This is a genomic window from Novosphingobium kaempferiae, assembly GCF_021227995.1.
Taxonomy (GTDB): Bacteria; Pseudomonadota; Alphaproteobacteria; order Sphingomonadales; family Sphingomonadaceae; genus Novosphingobium; species Novosphingobium kaempferiae.
Window position 1 is genome coordinate 1,381,431 of the sequence record NZ_CP089301.1, and the last position, 20,778, is coordinate 1,402,208.

At 65.1% G+C, this 20,778-nt stretch carries 19 protein-coding genes; 11 read left to right on the forward strand and 8 right to left on the reverse strand.

All coding sequences use genetic code 11. The features are described from left to right. Window positions 1-87: 87 nt before the first annotated feature. Window positions 88-2,763 (forward strand): aconitate hydratase AcnA, encoded by a 2,676-nt coding sequence (acnA, locus tag LO787_RS06395; protein ID WP_232495015.1) that lies wholly within the window; start codon window positions 88-90, stop codon window positions 2,761-2,763. A 108-nt stretch (window positions 2,764-2,871) separates the two neighbouring features. On the opposite strand, the gene LO787_RS06400 is transcribed toward acnA, so the two are convergent. From LO787_RS06400 to LO787_RS06435, 8 genes are all read right to left on the reverse strand, one after another. Beyond that, window positions 2,872-3,885 (reverse strand): hypothetical protein, encoded by a 1,014-nt coding sequence (locus LO787_RS06400; RefSeq protein WP_232495016.1) that lies wholly within the window; start codon window positions 3,883-3,885, stop codon window positions 2,872-2,874. 128 nt (window positions 3,886-4,013) lie between these two features. Beyond that, entirely contained in the window at window positions 4,014-4,466 is a 453-nt protein-coding gene (locus LO787_RS06405; RefSeq protein ID WP_232495017.1) for a hypothetical protein, read from the reverse strand. Window positions 4,467-5,057: 591 nt separating this feature from the next. After that, complete coding sequence (locus tag LO787_RS06410; protein WP_232495018.1) at window positions 5,058-5,474, reverse strand: NUDIX domain-containing protein; 417 nt, start codon at window positions 5,472-5,474, stop codon at window positions 5,058-5,060. A gap of 50 nt (window positions 5,475-5,524) precedes the next feature. Then, window positions 5,525-6,142 (reverse strand): 6-phosphogluconolactonase, encoded by a 618-nt coding sequence (locus LO787_RS06415; protein ID WP_232495019.1) that lies wholly within the window; start codon window positions 6,140-6,142, stop codon window positions 5,525-5,527. A gap of 137 nt (window positions 6,143-6,279) precedes the next feature. Further along, window positions 6,280-6,738, reverse strand: coding sequence for a Dps family protein (locus LO787_RS06420; protein ID WP_232495020.1), 459 nt, complete (start codon window positions 6,736-6,738; stop codon window positions 6,280-6,282). Window positions 6,739-6,835: 97 nt separating this feature from the next. Next, the gene (locus LO787_RS06425) at window positions 6,836-7,393 is read right to left on the reverse strand and encodes a TMEM165/GDT1 family protein (protein ID WP_232495021.1); all 558 of its coding nucleotides are present in this window, start codon (window positions 7,391-7,393) and stop codon (window positions 6,836-6,838) included. Between the two features lie 73 nt (window positions 7,394-7,466). Next, window positions 7,467-8,219, reverse strand: a complete 753-nt coding sequence (locus LO787_RS06430; RefSeq protein ID WP_232495022.1) for an HAD-IIB family hydrolase — start codon at window positions 8,217-8,219, stop codon at window positions 7,467-7,469. Between the two features lie 106 nt (window positions 8,220-8,325). After that, window positions 8,326-9,369, reverse strand: coding sequence for a mannose-1-phosphate guanylyltransferase (locus LO787_RS06435; RefSeq protein ID WP_232495023.1), 1,044 nt, complete (start codon window positions 9,367-9,369; stop codon window positions 8,326-8,328). Window positions 9,370-9,609: 240 nt separating this feature from the next. Here LO787_RS06435 and otsB point away from each other — a divergent pair, with 240 nt between their 5' ends. The 10 genes from otsB to LO787_RS06485 all read left to right on the forward strand — a co-directional run bounded on the left by otsB (window position 9,610) and on the right by LO787_RS06485 (window position 20,719). Beyond that, a complete protein-coding gene (gene otsB / locus LO787_RS06440) occupies window positions 9,610-10,446 on the forward strand; it encodes a trehalose-phosphatase (protein WP_232495024.1) in 837 nt (278 codons plus the stop codon). Beyond that, window positions 10,443-12,257 carry a glycoside hydrolase family 15 protein gene (locus tag LO787_RS06445; protein ID WP_232495025.1) on the forward strand — a complete coding sequence of 605 codons (1,815 nt, stop codon included), beginning with the start codon at window positions 10,443-10,445 and terminating at the stop codon, window positions 12,255-12,257. Before otsB ends, LO787_RS06445 begins: the two co-directional genes overlap by 4 nt. Window positions 12,258-12,346: 89 nt before the next feature. Continuing rightward, entirely contained in the window at window positions 12,347-13,765 is a 1,419-nt protein-coding gene (otsA, locus tag LO787_RS06450) for an alpha,alpha-trehalose-phosphate synthase (UDP-forming) (RefSeq protein ID WP_232495026.1), read from the forward strand. A gap of 171 nt (window positions 13,766-13,936) precedes the next feature. Then, window positions 13,937-14,188 carry a hypothetical protein gene (locus LO787_RS06455; RefSeq protein WP_232495027.1) on the forward strand — a complete coding sequence of 84 codons (252 nt, stop codon included), beginning with the start codon at window positions 13,937-13,939 and terminating at the stop codon, window positions 14,186-14,188. A gap of 231 nt (window positions 14,189-14,419) precedes the next feature. Beyond that, entirely contained in the window at window positions 14,420-15,304 is an 885-nt protein-coding gene (locus tag LO787_RS06460; protein ID WP_232495028.1) for a hypothetical protein, read from the forward strand. A 234-nt stretch (window positions 15,305-15,538) separates the two neighbouring features. After that, window positions 15,539-16,765 (forward strand): sialidase family protein, encoded by a 1,227-nt coding sequence (locus LO787_RS06465; RefSeq protein WP_232495029.1) that lies wholly within the window; start codon window positions 15,539-15,541, stop codon window positions 16,763-16,765. A 102-nt stretch (window positions 16,766-16,867) separates the two neighbouring features. After that, on the forward strand, window positions 16,868-17,842 hold the full coding sequence (gene fcl, locus LO787_RS06470; RefSeq protein WP_232495030.1) for a GDP-L-fucose synthase: 975 nt from the start codon (window positions 16,868-16,870) through the stop codon (window positions 17,840-17,842). Window positions 17,843-17,876: 34 nt separating this feature from the next. Next, a complete protein-coding gene (locus tag LO787_RS06475; protein ID WP_232495031.1) occupies window positions 17,877-19,109 on the forward strand; it encodes a WcaI family glycosyltransferase in 1,233 nt (410 codons plus the stop codon). Further along, on the forward strand, window positions 19,106-20,476 hold the full coding sequence (locus LO787_RS06480; protein ID WP_232495032.1) for a lipopolysaccharide biosynthesis protein: 1,371 nt from the start codon (window positions 19,106-19,108) through the stop codon (window positions 20,474-20,476). Before LO787_RS06475 ends, LO787_RS06480 begins: the two co-directional genes overlap by 4 nt. Before the next feature lie 75 nt (window positions 20,477-20,551). Continuing rightward, window positions 20,552-20,719: a hypothetical protein gene (locus LO787_RS06485; RefSeq protein WP_232495033.1), complete on the forward strand. Its 168-nt coding sequence runs from the start codon at window positions 20,552-20,554 to the stop codon at window positions 20,717-20,719. The last annotated feature ends 59 nt before the right edge of the window (window positions 20,720-20,778 follow it).

A 20,778-nucleotide genomic window follows, 5' to 3' on the forward strand; every position in this document is an offset into this window, starting at 1 on the left:
GACGAATCCGCCTGTCGCACTGCAACACGGTAAAGGAGCGCCGCGAGGCAGCCGCGCAGGCATCACACAGAAGGGGATAAAGCCCAGATGACTCAGGTCGGACAGGACTCGCTCGGCACTCGCAGCACCATGACCGTCGGCGGCAAGGACGTCGCCTACTACTCGCTCAAGAAGGCTTCGGAGAAGCTGGGCGACATTTCCCGCCTGCCTTTCTCGATGAAGGTGCTTCTCGAGAACCTGCTGCGCTTCGAGGACGGCGGTTTCACCGTTTCGACCGACCACATCCAGGCGGTCGTCGACTGGCAGAAGAACCCCACCACCGGCGAGGAAATCCAGTACCGCCCGGCCCGCGTTCTCCTGCAGGACTTCACCGGCGTGCCCTGCGTGGTCGATCTTGCCGCGATGCGTGACGCGATCGCCAAGCTCGGCGGCGACACCAGCAAGATCAACCCGCTGGTCCCCGTGAACCTGGTCATCGACCACTCGGTCATGGTCGACGAGTTCGGCCACCCCAAGGCGTTCGAAGAGAACGTCGAGATCGAATACCAGCGCAACATGGAGCGCTACGACTTCCTCAAGTGGGGTTCCAAGTCGCTGGCGAACTTCTACGCCGTGCCCCCGGGCACCGGCATCTGCCACCAGGTCAACCTCGAGAACATCGCCAAGGCCGTGTGGTCGAGCGAAGACCAGGACGGCAAGCTGGTCGCCTACCCCGACACCTGCGTCGGCACCGACAGCCACACCACCATGGTGAACGGCCTGGGCGTGCTGGGCTGGGGCGTCGGCGGCATCGAGGCGGAAGCCGCGATGCTCGGCCAGCCGGTCTCGATGCTCATCCCCGAAGTCGTCGGCTTCAAGCTGGTCGGTGAACTGCAGGAAGGCGTGACCGCGACCGACCTCGTGCTCACCTGCACCTCGATGCTGCGCAAGCACGGCGTCGTCGGCCGCTTCGTCGAGTACTTCGGCCCCGGCCTCGCCTCGCTGTCGCTGGCCGACCGCGCGACGCTCGCCAACATGGCCCCGGAATACGGCGCGACCTGCGGCTTCTTCGGCATCGACGACAAGACGCTCGACTACCTGCGCCTCACCGGCCGCGAGGAAGACCAGATCGCCCTCGTCGAAGCCTACGCCAAGGAGCAGGGCTTCTGGATCGAGGCGAACGCCGCCGACCCGATCTTCTCCAGCACGCTGGAGCTGGACATGGCGACCGTCGTGCCCTCGCTCGCCGGTCCCAAGCGCCCGCAGGACTGGGTCGCGCTTCCGGAAGTCGACGACGTGTTCAACGCCGACATGGCCGCGACCTACAAGAAGACCCCGGCCCGCGTTCCGGTCGAAGGCAAGGACTTCGACATCGGTGACGGCGACGTCATGATCGCGGCCATCACCAGCTGCACCAACACCTCGAACCCGAGCGTGCTGGTCGCCGCCGGCCTCGTCGCCAAGAAGGCCGACGAGCTGGGCCTCAAGCCCAAGCCCTGGGTCAAGACCTCGCTCGCTCCCGGCTCGCAGGTCGTCACCGACTACCTGAACAAGGCCGGCCTGCAGTCGCACCTCGACAACATCGGCTTCAACCTCGTCGGCTACGGCTGCACGACCTGCATCGGCAACTCGGGCCCGCTCGCGGAGCCGATCAGCAAGGCGATCAACGAGAACGGCCTCGTCGCCAGCGCCGTCATCTCGGGCAACCGCAACTTCGAGGGCCGCGTCTCGCCTGACGTGCGCGCCAACTTCCTGGCCTCGCCGCCGCTGGTCGTCGCCTACGCTCTGAAGGGCACCGTGGTGGAAGACTTCACCACCACCCCGATCGGCGTCAGCAAGGACGGCAACGACGTGTTCCTCAAGGACATCTGGCCGACCAACCTCGAAGTCAACGACACCATGAATTCGTGCATGGACCGTCCGATGTTCCAGGCCCGCTATGCCGACGTCTACAAGGGCGACAAGCACTGGCAGGCGATCAACGTCGTCGGTTCGGAAACCTACTCGTGGCGCGCCGGTTCGACCTACGTCGCCAACCCGCCCTACTTCGAGGGCATGGAGATGACCCCGGCCCCGGTGACCGACATCATCGAGGCCAAGCCGCTCCTGATCCTGGGCGACTCGATCACCACCGACCACATCTCGCCGGCCGGTTCGATCAAGGCCGACAGCCCCGCCGGCCAGTGGCTGATGGAGCACCAGGTCGCCAAGGCGGACTTCAACTCCTACGGCTCGCGCCGTGGCCACCACGAAGTGATGATGCGCGGCACCTTCGCCAACATCCGCATCCGCAACGAGATGGTCCCCGGCATCGAGGGCGGCATGAGCCGCTTCGGCGAGGAAGTGGGCGCGGTCTACGACGTCGCCCAGAAGCACAAGGCCAACGGCACCCCGATGGTCGTCGTCGCGGGCAAGGAGTACGGCACCGGCTCCTCGCGTGACTGGGCCGCCAAGGGCACCAACCTGCTGGGCGTGCGCGCCGTCATCGTCGAGAGCTTCGAGCGCATCCACCGCTCGAACCTGGTCGGCATGGGCGTGCTTCCGCTCCAGTTCAAGGAAGGCGAGAGCCGCCACAGCCTCGCGCTGAACGGCGACTGCAGCTTCACCATCAAGGGTGTCGCCAGCCTGAAGCCGCGCCAGGACGTCGAAGTCGAAGTGACCCGCGCCGATGGCACGACCTTCACCTTCACCGCGCTGTGCCGCATCGATACCGCCAACGAAGTCGAGTACTTCAACAACGGCGGCATCCTGCAGTACGTGCTGCGCAACCTCGCCGCGAACTGATCCGGTTCGCGCCTGAGGCGCTGAAACAGAAGACCCCGCCCGATGCGAACCGGGCGGGGTTTTTCTTTTGCCTTCCTGCTCAGGAATTCCAGGTTCAGGTCGACCGCATCACGGCGCCTGACCGATGACCCGCCCCGCCATGCCGCGCCCGTCGCCCTGTGCCGAGAACACGATCCCGAACACCTTCGCTCCCGGCCCGTAGAAGTCGCCCGCGAACGTGCCGCTGTACCTGCCGTCGATCGAACGCACGGTGCCGGTGAGGCGGGTATTATGATCGGGTCGGTAATCGCCCTGCAGCAGGAAATCCTGCCCGTCGATCGTCCACTGCGCCATCAGCGTCCGCGCCGCGTAGTCGATCGAAAGGGTCGTCGTGGCGCTGCCCGAGGGCTGGCTGGGCACCTCCGGGCGCGCCATGTTGTAGACGACGGTGGCGGTGATCGCGCTCGATCCCGTCCGCCGCAGTTCGCCCGGCAACGTCTGCCCACCGACCTGCGCATAGCGCCTGATCCCGGTGCAGGTCACCGGCTCGCCCGGGGGATACGTGCAGGGCGGGCGCACTTCGAGGTCGATGGTGGCGAAGGCGCTGCCTTTTATGCCCACCCAGCGCAGCACGCGCATGTCGCCGTCGACATTGTGGACCGATTCCATGTAGCTCCACGATGGCGGCCGTTCCTCCACCGTGCCCGGGAACGTCTGGAAATATCCGTCCACCCGCGCCGAACCCACCTTCTCCTTGGGATCCCAGGTGAATATCCCCGCGCCCGGGCTGTCGAGCAGCCGCGACGATGCCGCCTTGTACTTGTAGTAGGGCCCCGGCGCGACCGAGGTGACGTCATAGACTTCGGTGTAGGTCACTTCGGCAACCGGCGACTGCCCGAACAGATCCTTCGAGAAATCGGTGATCGACGCATAGGAGGCCGAAGGCGTCGGCGTGGGTGACGGACTGGGTGTCGGCGCAGCGCTCGGCACCGGAGTCGGCGTCGGTGTTGCGCCACCACCCGAATCCCCGCCGCCGCAGCCCGCAACGAACAGCATCGCCGCCGCCGATCCCAGCATCGCGCGCAGTCGCCGGCGCGGGCGCGGGCGCCCGCGCCCGGTCAAAGTTCCCGTAGTTTTCAGCATTGCCCCCGCATTCCTGAATTTTGCCCCAAGTCATCCGTCATACGACAGACATGCGGGACTACAAGAATGTGCAGGCGCGTGAACGGCTTACCTGTGGATTGCCGGGATTGATCGGCAGCCTCGGGCGCTCAGAAATGAATGTCGACGTAGTCCGTCAGGCCATCGCACCATTCGAACTCGCGCAGGCGGTAGTACCGGCGGTTCTGGGTGATCGCGAAGTGCCAGGTCTTGCTCTTGTCGCACTTGCGGCCCGCGTCGGGCGTGTCGGTGATGGCGATGCGGCCCTCGAACGTGAAGTAGTCCGCACCGATCTCGGTGATCGTGCCGTCGAGAAACAGCCGCCCCGGCCCGCCCGCCTCGGCCTGCGCCCCGCGCAGCCGCCACACCTTGCCCTCGCGCCGCACCACGGCGGTGCCGCGCGTGTTCCAGTCGATCCACTGGAGCGTCAGCCCCTTGTTCGCCGCCAGCCGCTGCGCGGCCTTGGCGCTCAGCACGCGGGTGGGCTCCGGCGCGACTTGCGCTGAACTTGGCGCGGCGAGCGGGAGGAGCAGGGCGGCGAGGGTGAGGGAGCGGATGCGCATGGGGCTACGGTATGGCACGCTGCGAGCGGATGGAAGGGTAAGACGACGGCTCATCACGGCCCGGAGGGTTCAATGAGCCCAAGCTTCAGACTTTCGAGAATACCTCGACCGATGTCATCTCCACTTGGCAGGCGTACTCGCGCAAATGACCATACCCGTTGCTATCGCGGCTCAACCGGCCTTTCCCCTTAACCCAGTAGGTTCCCTCGCTCTCGAACCGATCAGAACCAGTGATATGGGTAATGTCTTCGCTTGCGGCGTGACTGAATACGAGCCAACAGCCCTTTCCATTCGCTGGACAGACTGAACCATTGCTGCTCGCTCGGGGCGAGCACAGATCAATCGAGCTGGTTTCAAATGAAAACCGGAAAGGGGCGGCGATGGCTGATGATGTCGGCTCGCCCTTCTCGCCGCTACTGCACCCGAATAGGGCGCAACCCAACAATACGCAGAGCGGTAAAAGATTCCTCATACGTGGAAGATGCCCCCATAGCTGAACCTCGGCAATGGAGGCTGATTCCGGACAGTCCGAAGTTTCGTGCGCGCCGAGAAGCGCAGGCCAAAATTCCTCCTCGATGCCGGAACCAATGGCTAACCCTCTGCCTCAGCCACCCAGCCCCGCAGCTTCTCGCCCAGCCATGGGGGCATATACGCAGGCAGCGCATCGGGCGCGAAGAACGCCGCTTCCACGATCTCGCGCCCGTCGATGCGCGGCTCGCCGCCGGTTCGGCCCACCACGATGCGCACGTTGTTGGTACTGCCGTGCAAGTCTTCGGCGCTGATCGCCAGCAGCCGCGCTCCGGCTAGCGCGCAGCCGGTTTCCTCGCGCAGTTCGCGGCGGGCGGCCTCCACCGGATCCTCGTGCGCCTTGAAGCCGCCGCCGGGTGGCATCCACTTGTCCGAGCCGTAGGAGTGCCGGACCAGCAGCACCCGCCCCGCCTCGTCGAGCGCGATCACGCGCACGCCGTGGACCGGCGGCTTCCACAAGCGCCAGACCTGCCGCCGCATCGCGTGGGCGAGCCGGTACAGCGCCCGGTGCAGCGGGGCAGGAAGCAGGGTCAGCAGAAGCAGGTCACTTTCGCGCGAGTCGCGCGCAGCAGGCGGGCGACGGGCAGGTCGTGCTCGCCACGCACAGCAGCGTCGAACACCGCGCGCTTGTCGGCGCCGCGGATGACGAAGACGATTTCGTCGCTGTCGAGCAGCACCGGGATGGTCAGGCTCAGGCGGTCGAACGGGGCCTCGGGCGGCAGCGGGTCGGGCGTCAGGCGACGGACGGCAAGCGCGTCGTCCACCTGCGGGTCGGTGTTGGGGAACAGCGAGGCGATGTGCCCGTCGCCGCCCATGCCGAGCCATGCGATGGCGAAGTGCGGCGGCGCGGCGTCCTCGGCCAGCGGCACGATGCGCGCGCCCACCGGCTCCAGCCGCGCGCGGATCTTGCCGACGTTGCTGGCGGGGTGATCCTCCGCGACGATGCGGTCGTCGCCCGGCCACACCGCGATGCGCGGCCAAGGCAGGTCTTCGGCGGCGAGCCGCTCGAAGATCGGGAACGGAGTGGAGCCGCCAGGTACGGTGACGGCGATGTCGGGCGAAACCGCCAGCGCGGCGCGCAGGCGCCCGGCGAACCAGGCGGCGATGGCGGCGTCATCCGCGCCTTCGATCATGTCGACGTTGAGCATGGGAGCGCCCTAGCACTCCGGTGTATCGCTGTCCCCCACTTCGTCATTGCGAGGCGGTGAAACCGGCGAAGCAATCCACGCGGTTTACGCTCGTTGGATTGCTTCGCTCTCGCTCGCAATGACGACTTGCTGGGCTATTAAGCGATGATCTCGCGCAGGAACCAGGCGCGCTGTTCGGCCTGGTCGGTCCAGTCGTCGATGATGCCGTCGGTGGCGTTGTCGCCGGCTTCGCCCGCCAGTTCCTTGGTCGCCTTGAGCGTGGCGACGTAGGCAGTGTTGTCGTTGAACAGTTCCTTCACCATCGTCATCGCGTCGAGGCTGGTGTCGTCCTCGTCCTTGATCGAGGTCTTGGCCGAGATCGCACCGATCGAGGTCAGCGTCTTGCCGCCCAGCTTGCGCACGCGCTCTGCAATCAGGTCGGTCAGGGCGAAGACTTCGGTCGCCTGCGCGTCGAACAGCAGGTGCAGGTCGTGGAACTGCGGGCCCTTGACGTGCCAATGGAAGTTCTTGGTCTTCACGTAGAGCGCGAAGGTGTCGGCCAGCAGCCCGTTGAGGCTGTCGATCAGCGCGGCCTGCGAGTTGTCCTTGGAAGTCATTGCGGGAGTCCCTCTTCTCTGGCGGTTTGTCGTGTTGTGAACAGAACTACGGGCTCAGAACGCAGATGGGAAGCGCCGGTTCTATTGCAAAATGCGATCAGAGAATTGCGAATTGCCTCAGGAACATCGTGATCGCGACGAGGAGGAGCATGGCCCCCGCGATCCGCCGCGTCCAGCGCGCCGCCGCGGTGCCGAGCACCTGCGGGCAAGCCCATGCGAAAGCGACGAGAATCGCGCCGGCCAGCGCTCCGGCAGCGCCTGCGGGCCAGGGTCCGGCAAGGCCGACGCCCATCCCGAAGACGAGGAAGCGCACGTCATCCGTAACCTGATGCCCGAGCAGCACCAGTGCCAGCGCGCCGAGCGAATTGGTCGGCTCGCGCGGGGTTCTTCGGGACACCACCACCAGCGACTCGAGCCCCGCCATGCCGAGCGCGATGGCGGCGAAGATCGTCCGCGCCGGCGGCGGCAGTTGCCCGAGCATCCACTTCGCCACCCACGCCGCAAACGCAGCGGTCAGAATGCTGCTCAGGACGGCGACGATCAGCACTGCCGGTCGGCGTCCCTGCACCATCGCGAGGCCCGCGACGGTGAGCTGATCGCGCGCGCCGATCCCGGCGAGCAGCACGGCGATGAAAGTGAGGTAGAAAGCGGGCATCAGGTGTCCTTCATGCCCGCTCGATATCGTCCAGGTAAGCCTCTGTACGCCCTAGGTGCCGTTCAGTACCGCCTTATCCGGCCTTCTGGCAGGCGACGATGGCGGTGATGACATTGGCGGTATCGGCCGGATCGCGCACACAGACGGTGTCGAGCCCCATGGCTTTCGCCGGGTAGTCGTTGCCGCCCGGGAAGATGGCGTCGCCAATGAAAAGCATGTCCGCCTCGGCCACGCCGCTGCGCTCCGAAAGCCGCTTCAGACCCCAGGCCTTGTCGACTCCGGGCTGCGTCACGTCCACCGAAGTGGCCCCGCCGAGGTTGATGGAAACGCCGGGAAGCCGCTTCACGAGGTCGGCCTGGATGACCTTGCGCTTGGCGAAGTCCGGATCCCAGTGCTCCTTGGCCTCCAGCGGCGCCTGCTGGCCAAGCGCCGAGAACGTGATCTGGCTGCCGCGATCCTCGATCCGTTCACCCCAGGTTTCCTCGGGCGTGAAGCCGGTAGCGGCGAGCGAGGCGTCGAAAGCCTCCAGAATCTCGCGCTTCTGCTCGTCGGTGAACAGTTCGGCGTAGACCGCTTCCCATGCACCGCCCCGGTTCAGATAGAGCTTGGCGCCGCTGGTGGGCATCATCCACAGGCGCGACACGTCGGCATGGGCGGGCAGGCGGCTCGCCACCTGCTTTTCGAACTGCGGCCAGTCCCCGCCCGAGATCACCGCGACTTGCGCGACGGTGAGCAGTTGAGCCAGCAATTCCGCCATTTCTTCGGTCAGCGGCTGCTTGCTCAGTGCCAGCGTACCGTCGAGATCGAACGCGACAATCTTCTTCATTCCATGTCCTTCGAATGCCTGGCGGAGGTGTGGCCGATCAATTCGACCCGATGATGACGGGCGACCTACAGAAATCTCGCGACGCGGCCAAGTACCGCGATAAGCGTCACTGGTTCTTCGCGCCGGAGAGGCTGCCAACCTTTTGTACCCCGGCGATGGTGGTGATCATGATGTCGTCGCCGTCGACGACAACCACGACATCCTCCAGCCCGATCACCGAGACCCGCGGCCCGTCGCTGTCGACGAGGACATTGCGGCAGTCGACCATCTCGACTTCGCCCGAACCACGCACCGAATTGCCCTGCTCGTCGCGGTGGAGCGCTTCGTGCAGCGCCTGCCAGTTGCCGATGTCGGACCAGTCCATGTCGGCAGGCACCATCGCCGCGCGCTGCGTGTTCTCCATCACCGCGTAGTCGACCGAGACGCTCGGCACCTCGGCGAAAGTCGCCGCGTCGGGATGGAAGCGCTGGCCGTCCACCGTGCCCTTCGCCACCGCCTCGGCGACGCCCGCAGCGACTTCGGGACGGTGCGCCGACAGTTCGGCGAGGAAATCCTTCACGCGGAACGCGAAGATGCCGCCGTTCCAGGCATAGATGCCCTCGGCCAGAAACGCCTTGGCGCGCTCGAGGTCCGGCTTCTCGACGAACTGCGCGGTGCGGAAGCCCGTCGCGTCGATCGCCTCACCACGCTTGAGATAGCCGAAGCCGGTCTCGGGCCGCGTCGCCTCGATGCCGAAGGAGACCAGCCAGCCCTGCTCCGCCAGATCGGCGGCAGCACAGGCGGCGACGGCGAAAGCCTCGGCATTGCCGATGTGGTGGTCGCTCGGGCAGACGAGCATCACCGCATCCTCGGGCAGGCGGCAGGCGGCGAGCGCGATGGCGGCGGCGGTGTTGCGCGCCGAGGGCTCGACGATGACCTGCGCCCCCGCGACCGCGCCAAGCTGCGCCTCGACGTGGGCGAGGTGCTTGTGCCCCGTCACCACCACCGGCGGCGCGAAGCCGCCCTCGGTCGGGCAGCGCCCCAGCGCCGCCTCGAACAGCGTGCTGTCGCCGACCAGCGGCAGGAACGGCTTGGGCATCGCCGCGCGGCTGCGCGGCCAGAGGCGCGTGCCGCTGCCTCCGCAGAGGATCACCGGTACGATCGTGGGCATGAAGATCTTTCGCTGGTCGAGTGCGGCGAGAACGGAATCCCGTAATAGACGCTGCTTGCTGCGTTGCAATACCAATGCGGCTTTCGCGAACTACCTGCACCGTAACGGAGCCATTTTGCGAAGGAACACTGCGACGCGCCGTTCGTTGAGCCCTTCGCAATTGCGACAGGGCGCGCGCCGGGATCATACCGTCGCCCTGATATTGCGGGTGGACACAAGCAGATGCAGGACTGATCAGCGATGACGATTTCGAGCGACGGCACTCAGCCGGGCGGCCAGAGGGGCACCGACACGCCCGCACCGTCCCCACTGGGATCACCTCCGGCGCTCGGGGTCGACATGCGCAGCGCCGTGTTCCTCGATTTCGATGGCACGCTGGTCGATATCGCCGAGCATCCCGACGACGTGATCGTGCCCGCGCGCCTCCCCGAACTGATCGCCGCGCTGTCCGAGGCCCTCGACGGCCGCCTCGCCGTGGTGACGGGTCGCTCGATCGCGGCGCTGGAGGCCCTGCTGGGACCGCTCCAGGTCGCCGTGGCCGGATCGCATGGCGGCGAGTTCCGCCCATCCGCGCACGCTCCGGTCCAACCGCTCGCCGAGCCGCTGCCTGACGCGATCGTCGCCGAACTGCGCCATTTTTCCGAGGCCAACGGCGGCCTGCTGGTCGAGCCCAAGCCGTTCAGCGTCGCCGTCCATTACCGCCGCCATCCCGAGGCGCTGGAGGGGCTGCTGACATGCGCCGAAAGCCTCGCCTCGACTTTCGGGCTCGGCATGAAGCACGGCAAGCAGGTGATCGAACTGGCGATGCCGGGCTCCGACAAGGGCAGCGCCGTCGCCCGCTTCATGGGCCTGCCCGCCTTCGCCGGAGCGACGCCGCTGTTCTTCGGCGACGACGTGACCGATGAGGACGCCTTCCACGCGGTCAGGGACTTCGACGGCCACGGCGTACTGGTCGGGCCGCTGCGCCCGACCGCCGCGTCCTACCGCCTGCCCGACGTGACCGCCGTCCACGCATGGCTGGAAGCCGGGCTCGACGCCGCCCTCCAATCCGCCCTCCAAGGGGAGACCCGCGCATGACTTCGCCTTCGCCCACCACGCTCGAACTCTGGCCGATCGGCAATTGCCAGGTAAGCGGCCTGATCGACGAGGCCGGAGCGCTCGTCTGGGGCTGCGTGCCGCGCGTCGATGGCGACCCGACCTTCTGCGCCCTGCTGCGCGGTGATGGCGGGCAGGACGCGGGGACATGGCGCTTCGAGCTGGAGAACCAGGTCTCGGCACGCCAGCACTACCTGCGCAACACGCCGATCCTCGTCACCCGGCTTGAGGACGCGACCGGCGGCGCGGTCGAGATCTACGACTTCTGCCCCCGCTTCGAGCGGTCGGGCCGGATGTACCGCCCGGTCGCCTTCGCCCGCATCGTGCGCCCGGTGGCGGGCGCGCCGCGCATCCGCACAATCCTGACACCAATGAGCGGCTACGGTGCCAAGCTCGCGCCGACGACACAGGGCTCCAACCACATCCGCTACCTCGTCGAACGCAACACCCTGCGCCTCACCACCGACGCCCCGGTCGGCTACGTGCTCGACGAACGCTGGTTCCGGCTGGAAAAGCCGCTGCACTTCTTCCTCGGCCCGGACGAGCCGTTCTCGGGGGATATCGAGTACGACCTGCAGTCGATGATCCAGAAGACCGGCGACTACTGGCGGCTCTGGGTGCGCGGTCTCGCAACTCCGCTCGACTGGCAGGACGCGGTGATCCGCGCCGCGATCACCCTCAAGCTGTGCCAGCACGAGGAGACCGGCGCGATCGTGGCCGCGCTCACCACCTCGATCCCCGAAGCGCCGGGCAGCCAGCGCAACTGGGACTACCGCTACTGCTGGATCCGCGACGCCTACTACACTGTGCAGGCGCTCAACCATCTCGGCGCGCTCGACGTGCTGGAGAAGTACCTCGCCTACCTGCGCAACATCGTCGCCGATGCGCCCGACGGCGTCGTCCAGCCGCTCTACGCGGTGAGCGGGGCCAAGGAGATCATCGAGTGGGAGGCGGCTGACCTCCCCGGCTACCGCAGCACCGGCCCGGTCCGCGTCGGCAATGCCGCCTACTATCAGGTCCAGAACGACTGCTACGGCCAGATCGTGCTCCCCTCGATCCAGGGCTTCCTCGACCAGCGCCTCATGCGCATCGCCAACGAGGACGATTTCCGCAGTCTGGAGCAGGTGGGCGAGATGGCGTGGAAGACCCACGACAAGCCCGATGCGGGCCTGTGGGAACTGCGCACCCGCACGGCCGTCCATACCTATTCCAGCGTCATGAGCTGGGCTGCCTGCGACCGCCTCGCCAATGCCGCGCAATACCTTGGCCTCCACGACCGCGCGACGTTCTGGAGCGAGCGGGCCGACACGGTGCGCGCCAACATCGACGCCGGCGCGTGGCATGCGGTCGAGGGACATGACGCGGGTGGCCACTATGCCGCGAGTTTCGGCGGATCGCAGCTCGACGCCAGCCTGCTCCAGATGGTCGAGCTGCGCTATCTCCCGGCGGACGACCCGAAATTCCGGGCGACACTGAAGGCGGTACAGAAGGCACTGAGGCGCGGCGAACACATGCTGCGCTATGACAGCGAGGACGACTTCGGCCTGCCCGAGACCGCCTTCAACATCTGCACCTTCTGGCTGATCGAGGCCCTCCACCGCAGTGGTGAGGACGAGGAAGCGCGCCGCCTGTTCGAAGCGATGCTGGCGCACCGCACCCGCTCCGGCCTGCTGTCCGAGGATATGGATTTCGAGACCGGCGAGCTTTGGGGGAACTTTCCGCAGACCTATTCGCTAGTGGGTATCATCAATTGTGCCGGGCAGCTGTCCCGGTCGTGGCGGGACTGGCGCTGAGAGGCATCGGTGTCCCGCCTTTTCGTGCGTGTGCCGAGGCCACGCCCCGATCGAGCAGGCGCCGGGATTGGCGCCACGAAGGAAATGTCATGGGCAGATTGATCGTCATCTCCAACCGGGTCAGCGTGCCCAGTGCGGCGGGGGCCGCGGGTGCGCAAGGCGGACTGGCGGTGGCGCTCAATTCCGCGCTGCGCGAACATGGGGGCATCTGGTTCGGCTGGTCCGGGCAGGAGACGGCGGAGTTCACCGGCCACCTCGACATGCAACGCAACAATGGCGTGACGACGGCGACGATCGACCTCGAACCGCAGGACGTCGACGAATACTACAACGGCTACGCCAACCGCACGCTCTGGCCGCTGTTCCACTACCGCATCGACCTGACCGAGTACGACCGCAACTTCGGCGAGGGGTACGAGCGCGTGAACGAGCGCTTCGCCGACTCCGTGTTCCCGCTGATCGAACCCGACGACCTCGTCTGGGTCCACGACTATCACCTGCTGCCGCTGGCCTCGATCCTGCGCGGCAAGGGCGTGAAGAACCGCATCGGCCTGTTCGTCCATACGCCCTGGCCGCCGACCCGCCTGCTCGCCTCGCTGCCGTTCCATGAGCGGCTCGTCGCTTCGATGCTGGAGCATGACGTGATCGGCTTCCAGACGACCGAGTGGCTGGAGAGCTTCCTGCATTACGTGCAGAAGGAAATGGGCCTCAAGATCGGGCTCGACAACTCGATCGAATATAACGGCCGGCAGGTCATCGCCCGCGCCTTCCCCATCGGCATCGACTTCGCCGAGTTCACCGAAGCCGCATCGAGCGCGCAGGCGAAGGAGGCGCACGACCGCCTGAAGGCCAGCGTGCGCGGCCGCAAGATCCTGATCGGCGTCGATCGCCTCGACTATTCCAAGGGGCTGGGAGAGCGGTTCGAGAGCTTCAGCCGCTTCCTAGGAGACCATCCCGAGATGGCGGGCAAGGCCGTCCTGCTCCAGATCGCCCCGCCGAGCCGCGGCGACGTGACGAGCTACCAGCAGATCCGCGAGGATCTGGAACGCAAGACCGGCCACATCAACGGCGCCCATGCCGACGTGGACTTTGTGCCGATCCGCTACGTCAACCGGGGCTATCCGCGCGCCGAACTCGCAGGCTTCTACCGCGCCGCGGAAGTCGGCCTCGTCACCCCCCTGCGCGACGGCATGAACCTCGTCGCCAAGGAGTACATCGCAGCGCAGGATCCCGAGAATCCGGGCGTCCTGATCCTCTCGCGCTTCGCGGGTTCTGCGCTGCAGCTCAAGGATGCCCTGCTGGTCAACCCGCACTCGGTCGAGCATGTGGCCGAGACGATCAAGCTCGCGCTCGACATGCCGCTCGCCGAGCGCAAGCGCCGCCACCAGAAGCTCCTCGCCTCGGTCCGTGAGGAGGACGTGATCCACTGGCTCGACCAGTTCGTGAAGGCGCTGAGCGGGCCCGACAAGGATTCCGGCAACGTCGCGTCACTCGATCGGGTGGCGTGACCGCACAGCGATGCTCAGGCCATGGTCGGCATCCTTTTTTCTCCGACCTGCAACCATACTGCCGTCAACGACGATTATGCTTCGTCCTGCGAAGACGGCAGTCTCCGCGACCGTAACGGTTGCGCGTGAAGGCCTGTCGAAAGCGCGTGTCGGGATAGTCGGGGAAAGTACATGAGCCCAGTTCTGTTCGGCGAATGCGTGAACGCCCGCGCGACCGCCCAGGTGCGAATCAGCGCGCTCGCGACCAGCGGTTGCGACCTGGAAGGAGAGATCCCGGCGGGCGTGGTCGATGCCGACTTCTCGCTCTGGATCGGAGCGGTCGGTCCGTTCCCCGCAACAGCCAGGCGCAAGGACGCCCGGCGCATGGCTGCATACTTCAAGGAGCCTCTGGACGGCCGTATCCTGCAGCATTTCAACGTCTAGCAGTTTGCGTGCGAATAGTCGGCCCCGGCTTTGATCTCGACTGGCCGCACATGAATTCCACTTGCAAACGCCGACCGGACTACTAAGCGTCTTCGCAGTTGCACAATGCCGGGGCAGCGCCGCCGGATACGCAAGGGCAGTCGTCCCGCGTGTCTCGACCGGCCGCAGCGGGCTTCCGTCCGATCCCCTCGGCTGACAGAGGAGACGCCGCCCGTCGGCGTGGAGGATCCGTTGAGCCAGCAGCATGTACCCGAGTTCACAGCGGTCACGCGCAAATACATGCACCCGGTCCGCATCCCTCATCACAGCAGGAGCCTGTTCCTGCGCTGGATGCTTACGGTGCCGTTTCGTTCGAGGTTCGGCGGCTCGCGCATCGCGCGCTACGTCAACCAACCCGCGCCTTCGACGTGGGCCGAGGATCTGGCCGGGAAGCGCGTGCTGATCGTCGGATCCGGCCCCAGCCTCGACAAGGTGGCGCCCGGCTTCTTCGACGATTTCGACACGGTCATCTATATCAACTTCGCGTTGAAGCGGATGCGAGGCACCGGTGCGGAGTATTTCTTCACCACCGATCTCGGCCCCGTGCGCGAGTTCATCGACGCTTACGAGGAAACTGCATTCCTTCGCCTCGGGAAGGATCGCTGCGTCTATGCGCCGATCTACCTCGACCAGTATTCGATGATGAAGCCCGCTGGCCGCGAACTGTTTTCCTGGCTCCGTTTCGACAACGCAGGCTGGCGGACACAGTCCGTCAAGCTGGCGAGGATGAAGCTGGCCGGTCTCAAGCTGGAGAAGCTGACTGCGCCGCTCGTGCTTCGCTATCATCCCCGCCAGCCCGATTGGGATGCCTTCGAACTCCCTTCCGGCGGGCGCACACTGCCGATCCTGGACCACACTTCGGCCCTGACCGCCGTGCTGTTTGCTGCGATGCAGGGTTCGCGCAGCATAGGGCTCATCGGCTGCGATTTTTCCGCCGGTCGCGCCTCCACGGTCGCGACGACACAGGAGATTCCGACCGCCAACACCTTCTCCGGCGCAGCTTCTGAGTTTCGCAAGCTTGCAGCGTCACTGGCGAGGCAGGGCGTCGATGTCACCAATCATTCGTGGCTGGTCTAATCCGGGCGCCAAATTGAAGGCGCTGCGCAGCGTCGACGATACCCGTGCGGCCCGGCCTCCGCAGGAACGATGGCAGATATTTCCGTGCCAAGTCTGGACTGAGACGAAGCGCAAAGGTGCGTTGTAAGCATCGTTAATTCTGGAGTATGAGCGCCCTCATCGCACCGGAAGGTTGCAAACGATTCACTCGTTTGAAACCTTGGGCAACCGGTGCGACGGGGGTTCACTGACATCATGCGTTCACGTATTTTGGCATGCGGCATACTGCCGCTGTTGCTGGTCGCCTGCGGTGGCGAAGACGGAGGCTCGCCAGCGCCTGCTCCAACTACCCCGGCACCAGCACCGACCGCTACGGCGACACCTGCGCCCACGCCTACGCCTACTCCCGGACCGGTAAACGACGGTCTTGTGCGCGATGCCCTGATCCAGAGCACGGACGCCTCGATTTACGGCAAGCGCACCTATCAGGGTGTGCCGACCATGACCCGCGTCGGCAAGCGGCTCTGGGCCGCATGGTTCGCCGACACCTCGCCGACCGCGTGGGAGACGACCGGAACGTTCCTCGTCCTGAGCTATTCGGACGATTATGGTGACACCTGGTCGAAGGAATTCTACCTCGTCCCTGTTCACCCCGACACCGATCGCGCGGCCGACCCATGGTTGTGGCAGGCACCCGACGGCAAGCTCTGGGTGATCTACTTCCAGTCCGGCGGCAGGATGGCGTTCGATGGACAGCTCGGCATCTGGGCGAACATCATTCCCAATCCGCTGGCCGCTGAACCCACGTTCGAACCGGGATTCTGGCTGACCGACGGCATCGCCAACCGCCCGTTCCTGTACCGCGGCCAGTGGTATCTGCCCAGCGACTACCTGCTGGGCAATCCTGCGCGATTCAAGGACCGCGTCGGCAAGCGAATCTACGCACTGGATTGGGCGAACCACCGAGCGACTTATGCCGCGCGCATACCCAAGACCCCCAATTCCGACTACAACGAGATGAGCTTCGTCGAACTCAAGGACGGCAGCCTGCTCAATCAGTCGCGAAGCTATGACGGCATTTATCAATCCCTTGCCCCCGCCGGAACGTTGAACTTTCCCGCGCCCTCGCGATGGACGTTCTATCCTTCCGTAGCTTCACGGCACATGATCGCACGTTCACCCAGCGGCCGCCTCCTTTCCGTATTCAATCAGAGCGTTACGGCAGGGCGCACGGACCTCACCATCGCCTTCAGCGATGACGACGGCAAGACGTGGCCCTACGCCTACATCTTCGACAGAAGGCCGAATATTTCCTATCCGGACATCGACTTCGCCGAAAATGGCGACGTGTTGGTTTCCTATGATCGCGGCCGTAACAGCTACAAGGAAATCTGGCTGGCGCGCATCGTGGAAAGTTCGATCGTGGATGGAGCCGGGGCGCCCAAGGTGACAATCAAGCTAATTAACCGCGCTACCAAATAGCGTTCGCCTGCACGTTGCTTGCGATGACGATCGATACATGGACAATTGCTTAGTGTGAAATCAGCGCCTAGTAATACTGCATTGCAGCATGAAGGACGGTTGATGGAGCGCGCGGTGTTTGATCTCGAAGGCAAGAAGGTATTCGTCGCCGGTCATCGAGGCATGGTCGGTTCGGCTATCGTCCGTCGCCTCGCAAACGAGAACTGCACCGTCGTCACCGCGTCGCGCAGCGAACTGGATTTGAAAGACCAGGCAAGCGTGCGGTCGTGGTTCGCAGCCAACAAGCCTGACGTGGTCGTCCTCGCGGCAGCCAAGGTCGGCGGCATCCTCGCCAACGACACCTTCCCGGCCGAGTTCCTGTACGACAACCTCATGATCGAGGCCAACGTCATCAACTCGGCCAAGGATGAAGGCACCGAGAAGCTGCTGTTCCTGGGGTCGTCCTGCATCTACCCGAAGTTCGCCGACCAGCCGATCGTGGAGAGTTCGCTGCTCACCGGTTCGCTCGAACCCACCAACGAATGGTACGCGATCGCCAAGATCGCCGGGATCAAGCTGTGCCAGGCCTACCGCCGTCAATATGGCTGCGACTTCATCAGCGCCATGCCCACGAATCTCTATGGCCCGGGCGACAATTTCGACCTCAATTCCAGTCATGTCATGCCGGCGCTGCTGCGCAAGGCGCACGAGGCAAAGGAAGCTGGGGCCGAGAGTATCGAAATCTGGGGCACCGGTACGCCACGCCGTGAGTTCCTCCACGTGGATGACCTCGCGGACGGCTGTGTCTTCCTGCTGAAGCACTATTCCGACTTCGAGCATGTGAACCTGGGATCGGGCACCGACATACCGATCATCGAACTGGCCGAACTGGTGTGCAGGACCGTAGGCTTTGCAGGGACCATCACCAAGGACACCACCAAGCCTGACGGCACTCCGCGCAAGCTCATGAGCGGCGACAAGATCGCTGAACTGGGCTGGATGCCGCGGATCGGGCTGGAAGAAGGAATCGCGCACGCCTATCGCGAATTCCTCGCCGGCCACATCAAGGCCAGCCACATCGAGGAAGGCGCTCACTGAGCCGCGATTGCATTCAGGACGTGGCGAAACAGCGATGAAAATCCTTATTGTCGGCCTCAACCATGCCCCCGAACCGGTGGGTATCGGACCGTACACGACCGGCCTTGCACAAGGCCTCCAGCGCCGCGGGCATGAAGTCACCGTACTTGCCGGGAAGCCCTACTATCCGCAGTGGAAGCCTTATCCCGACCATGGTCCCGGCCGCATGACTACGGTCGAGGAAGGCGTTTCGGTAACCCGGGTGCCGCACTATATCCCGGTAAAGCCCAGCGGATTGCGGCGTATCGCGCACCATGTGAGCTTCGCGGCATCGGTTGCGGGACCGGCGCTGGCAGCTGCCGGGGAGCGGCCGGACCTCGTGTTCACCATTGCCCCGTCGCTGCTTTCCGTGCCGGTGGCGGCACTGGCCGCGCGCCGTGCCAAGGCACCCTTGTGGCTGCATGTGCAGGACTTCGAAGTGGAGGCGGCTTTCGCCACCGGCCTGCTCCCCGAAGAATCCACTGTTGGCCGCATTGCCCTTGCAGCGGAGGACCGCATCCTGCGCATGGCGGATTTCGCTTCCTCGATCAGCCCGCAGATGTGCCTGCGCCTCGAAGCCAAGGGCTTCAGGCCGGAGCAGACGTACCAGTTGCGCAACTGGAGCAACGGCGCGTTCGATTTCACATCGGCCGACGACAGCGAATACCGGCGCGAATGGGGTATCGGCGATCGCAAGGTCGCGCTCTATTCCGGCAACATCGCGAACAAGCAGGGCCTGGAGATCGTGATCGAGGCGGCGCATCGGCTGAAGGACCGGAAGGATCTCACTTTCGTCATCTGTGGCGAGGGTCCGAATCGGGAGCGCTTGAAGGAACTGGCCGAGGGCCTCGAAAACATTCAGTTCCACGATCTTCAACCGATGGCGCGCATGGCCGATTTCCTGTCGCTCGCATCGGTGCATCTGCTTCCTCAGATCGTCGGCGCGGCAGACCTTGTCCTGCCGTCCAAGCTGACCAACATGCTGGCATCGGGGCGACCGGTGGTCGCAACGGCGGCACCCGGTACGGGCCTGTTCGACGAAGTCGAGGGCTGCGGCGTCAATAGCGCGCCCGGCGACGCCGCGGAGATGGCGATCGCGATCGCTGCGCTTCTGGACGATCCAGACCGCTGCAAAACGCTGGGCCTGGCTGCGCGCCAGCGGGCCACGGAACGCTGGTCACAGGAATCGATCATCGACGCGATGGAGCGGCGCATGGCCGGATGGATTTCCACAGGGCGCAACGGATGAGCCGCCGCCGGCTCAGCCTGGGCCTGGGTGCCTACGCCTTCGACAAGCTGGCGGTTGCCCTGGTCCAGATCCTCACCGTACCGGTGCTCGCCAATGCCTGGGGGCTTACGCTCTACGGCACCTGGGCCATGGTCATGACCATTCCCACGTTCCTGGTTCTCGGCGATTTCGGCATCGTCAATTCCGCCGCGGCGCGTATGATCGGAGCCATTGCACGCGACGACTGGCAGGCTGCGACACGAACCCTGCACACGGCTTGGGCGGCCACGCTGGCGATAATCACGGCGATCGCACTGATAATTGCGGCAGTCCTGTGGTGGCTACCCAATGGCACCGTGCCGACGACCGGCGGATTTGACGAGGCGACGTCACGCCTCACCATTCTGATCCTGCTCGTCTATGGGCTGGTCACGATCATATTCCGCCTCAACACCGCCGCACTGCGCTCGGCCATGCTTTACTCGCAGTCGCTCATCTTCGGCACCGGATCGTATCTTGTCGAGAACCTCAGCGTGGTGGCCATCGCCGCCTGGGGATTCGGCCCGCTAGCCGCAGCAGGCTCTCTGCTGGTGCTGCGCCTGGCATCGCTGCTTGCCGTCTATGTCGCCGGAGGGCGGCTGGTGCCCCGGCTACGCCCGGGCGTATCCGCCACCTCCCGCGCCGAATTGGCAGAATTGTGGGGGCCTGCGCTTGCAGCAAGCGCGCTGGGCTTCGGCGTTGCAGCTTATCTCCAGGGCAGCGTGATGATCCTTGGCGCAATTGCAGGAGCGGCGGTCGTACCCGCCTTCACTGCCGTCCGGACGCTTTCGCGCCTCGGCGTGCAGATGGCGACGATGATCTCGCTGCCGGTATCGCAGGAGTTCGGCAACGCCATGGGCAAGGGCGAGATCTACCGCGGAGGCCGCTTCTTCGGCCTGGTATTCCTTCCTGCGCTGATCCTTTCAGGCAGCGCAGGGCTCGGGCTCGTGCTCATCGGCCAACCCTTCATCCGTATCTGGACTCATGGGGCAATCGTTGCCGACCACACCCTGCTGTTGTTCATGGCCATTTCCTCGTTCGCGGCAATGTTCTGGAATCCCCTTTCCAATCTCATCATGGTGATGAACCGGCAGCGCTCGTTTTCGTACATCAACCTTGCGATCAGCTTCGTCGGACTCGCCGTGATCTACCTCGGCGCCCGCGAGTACGGAGCAGCGGCCGCTGGCGTTTCCTTCGCGCTGGTGGACATGATCACGCTGGCTGCGGTCGTCGTTTTCATAACACGTCACTGGCTTAAACTGCCGGAATTTCGCGCAGGTGTGCGCAGCAGCATGGAAGAGATGCGTTCGCCGTTCCGAATGTTGCGCTCGATCCGACAGTCCCGCTGACATGCTTTCGGCCGATCTTACGATGGACTTTTTGCATTGCAGCAATGGGGGAAGCATCGTAGGTACTTTTCCGTATTGCGTCTCTTTCGCAACGCCGATGCGAACACTTGTTCGCAGCATGAAACCGATGGCGAGGAAAGCATGAGCCAAGTCCGTATTCTTGATGTCGTCTCGTGCGGACATGTTGATATGCGTCTGACCGGCGCCACGTTTGCGGAGACCGCCCAGCGGCTCGGCTCTTGACCGCCGGGCCTTTCCACTGCCCTGTTCTTCGCGTCAGGCAGCAGTCGCCCCTGACATCG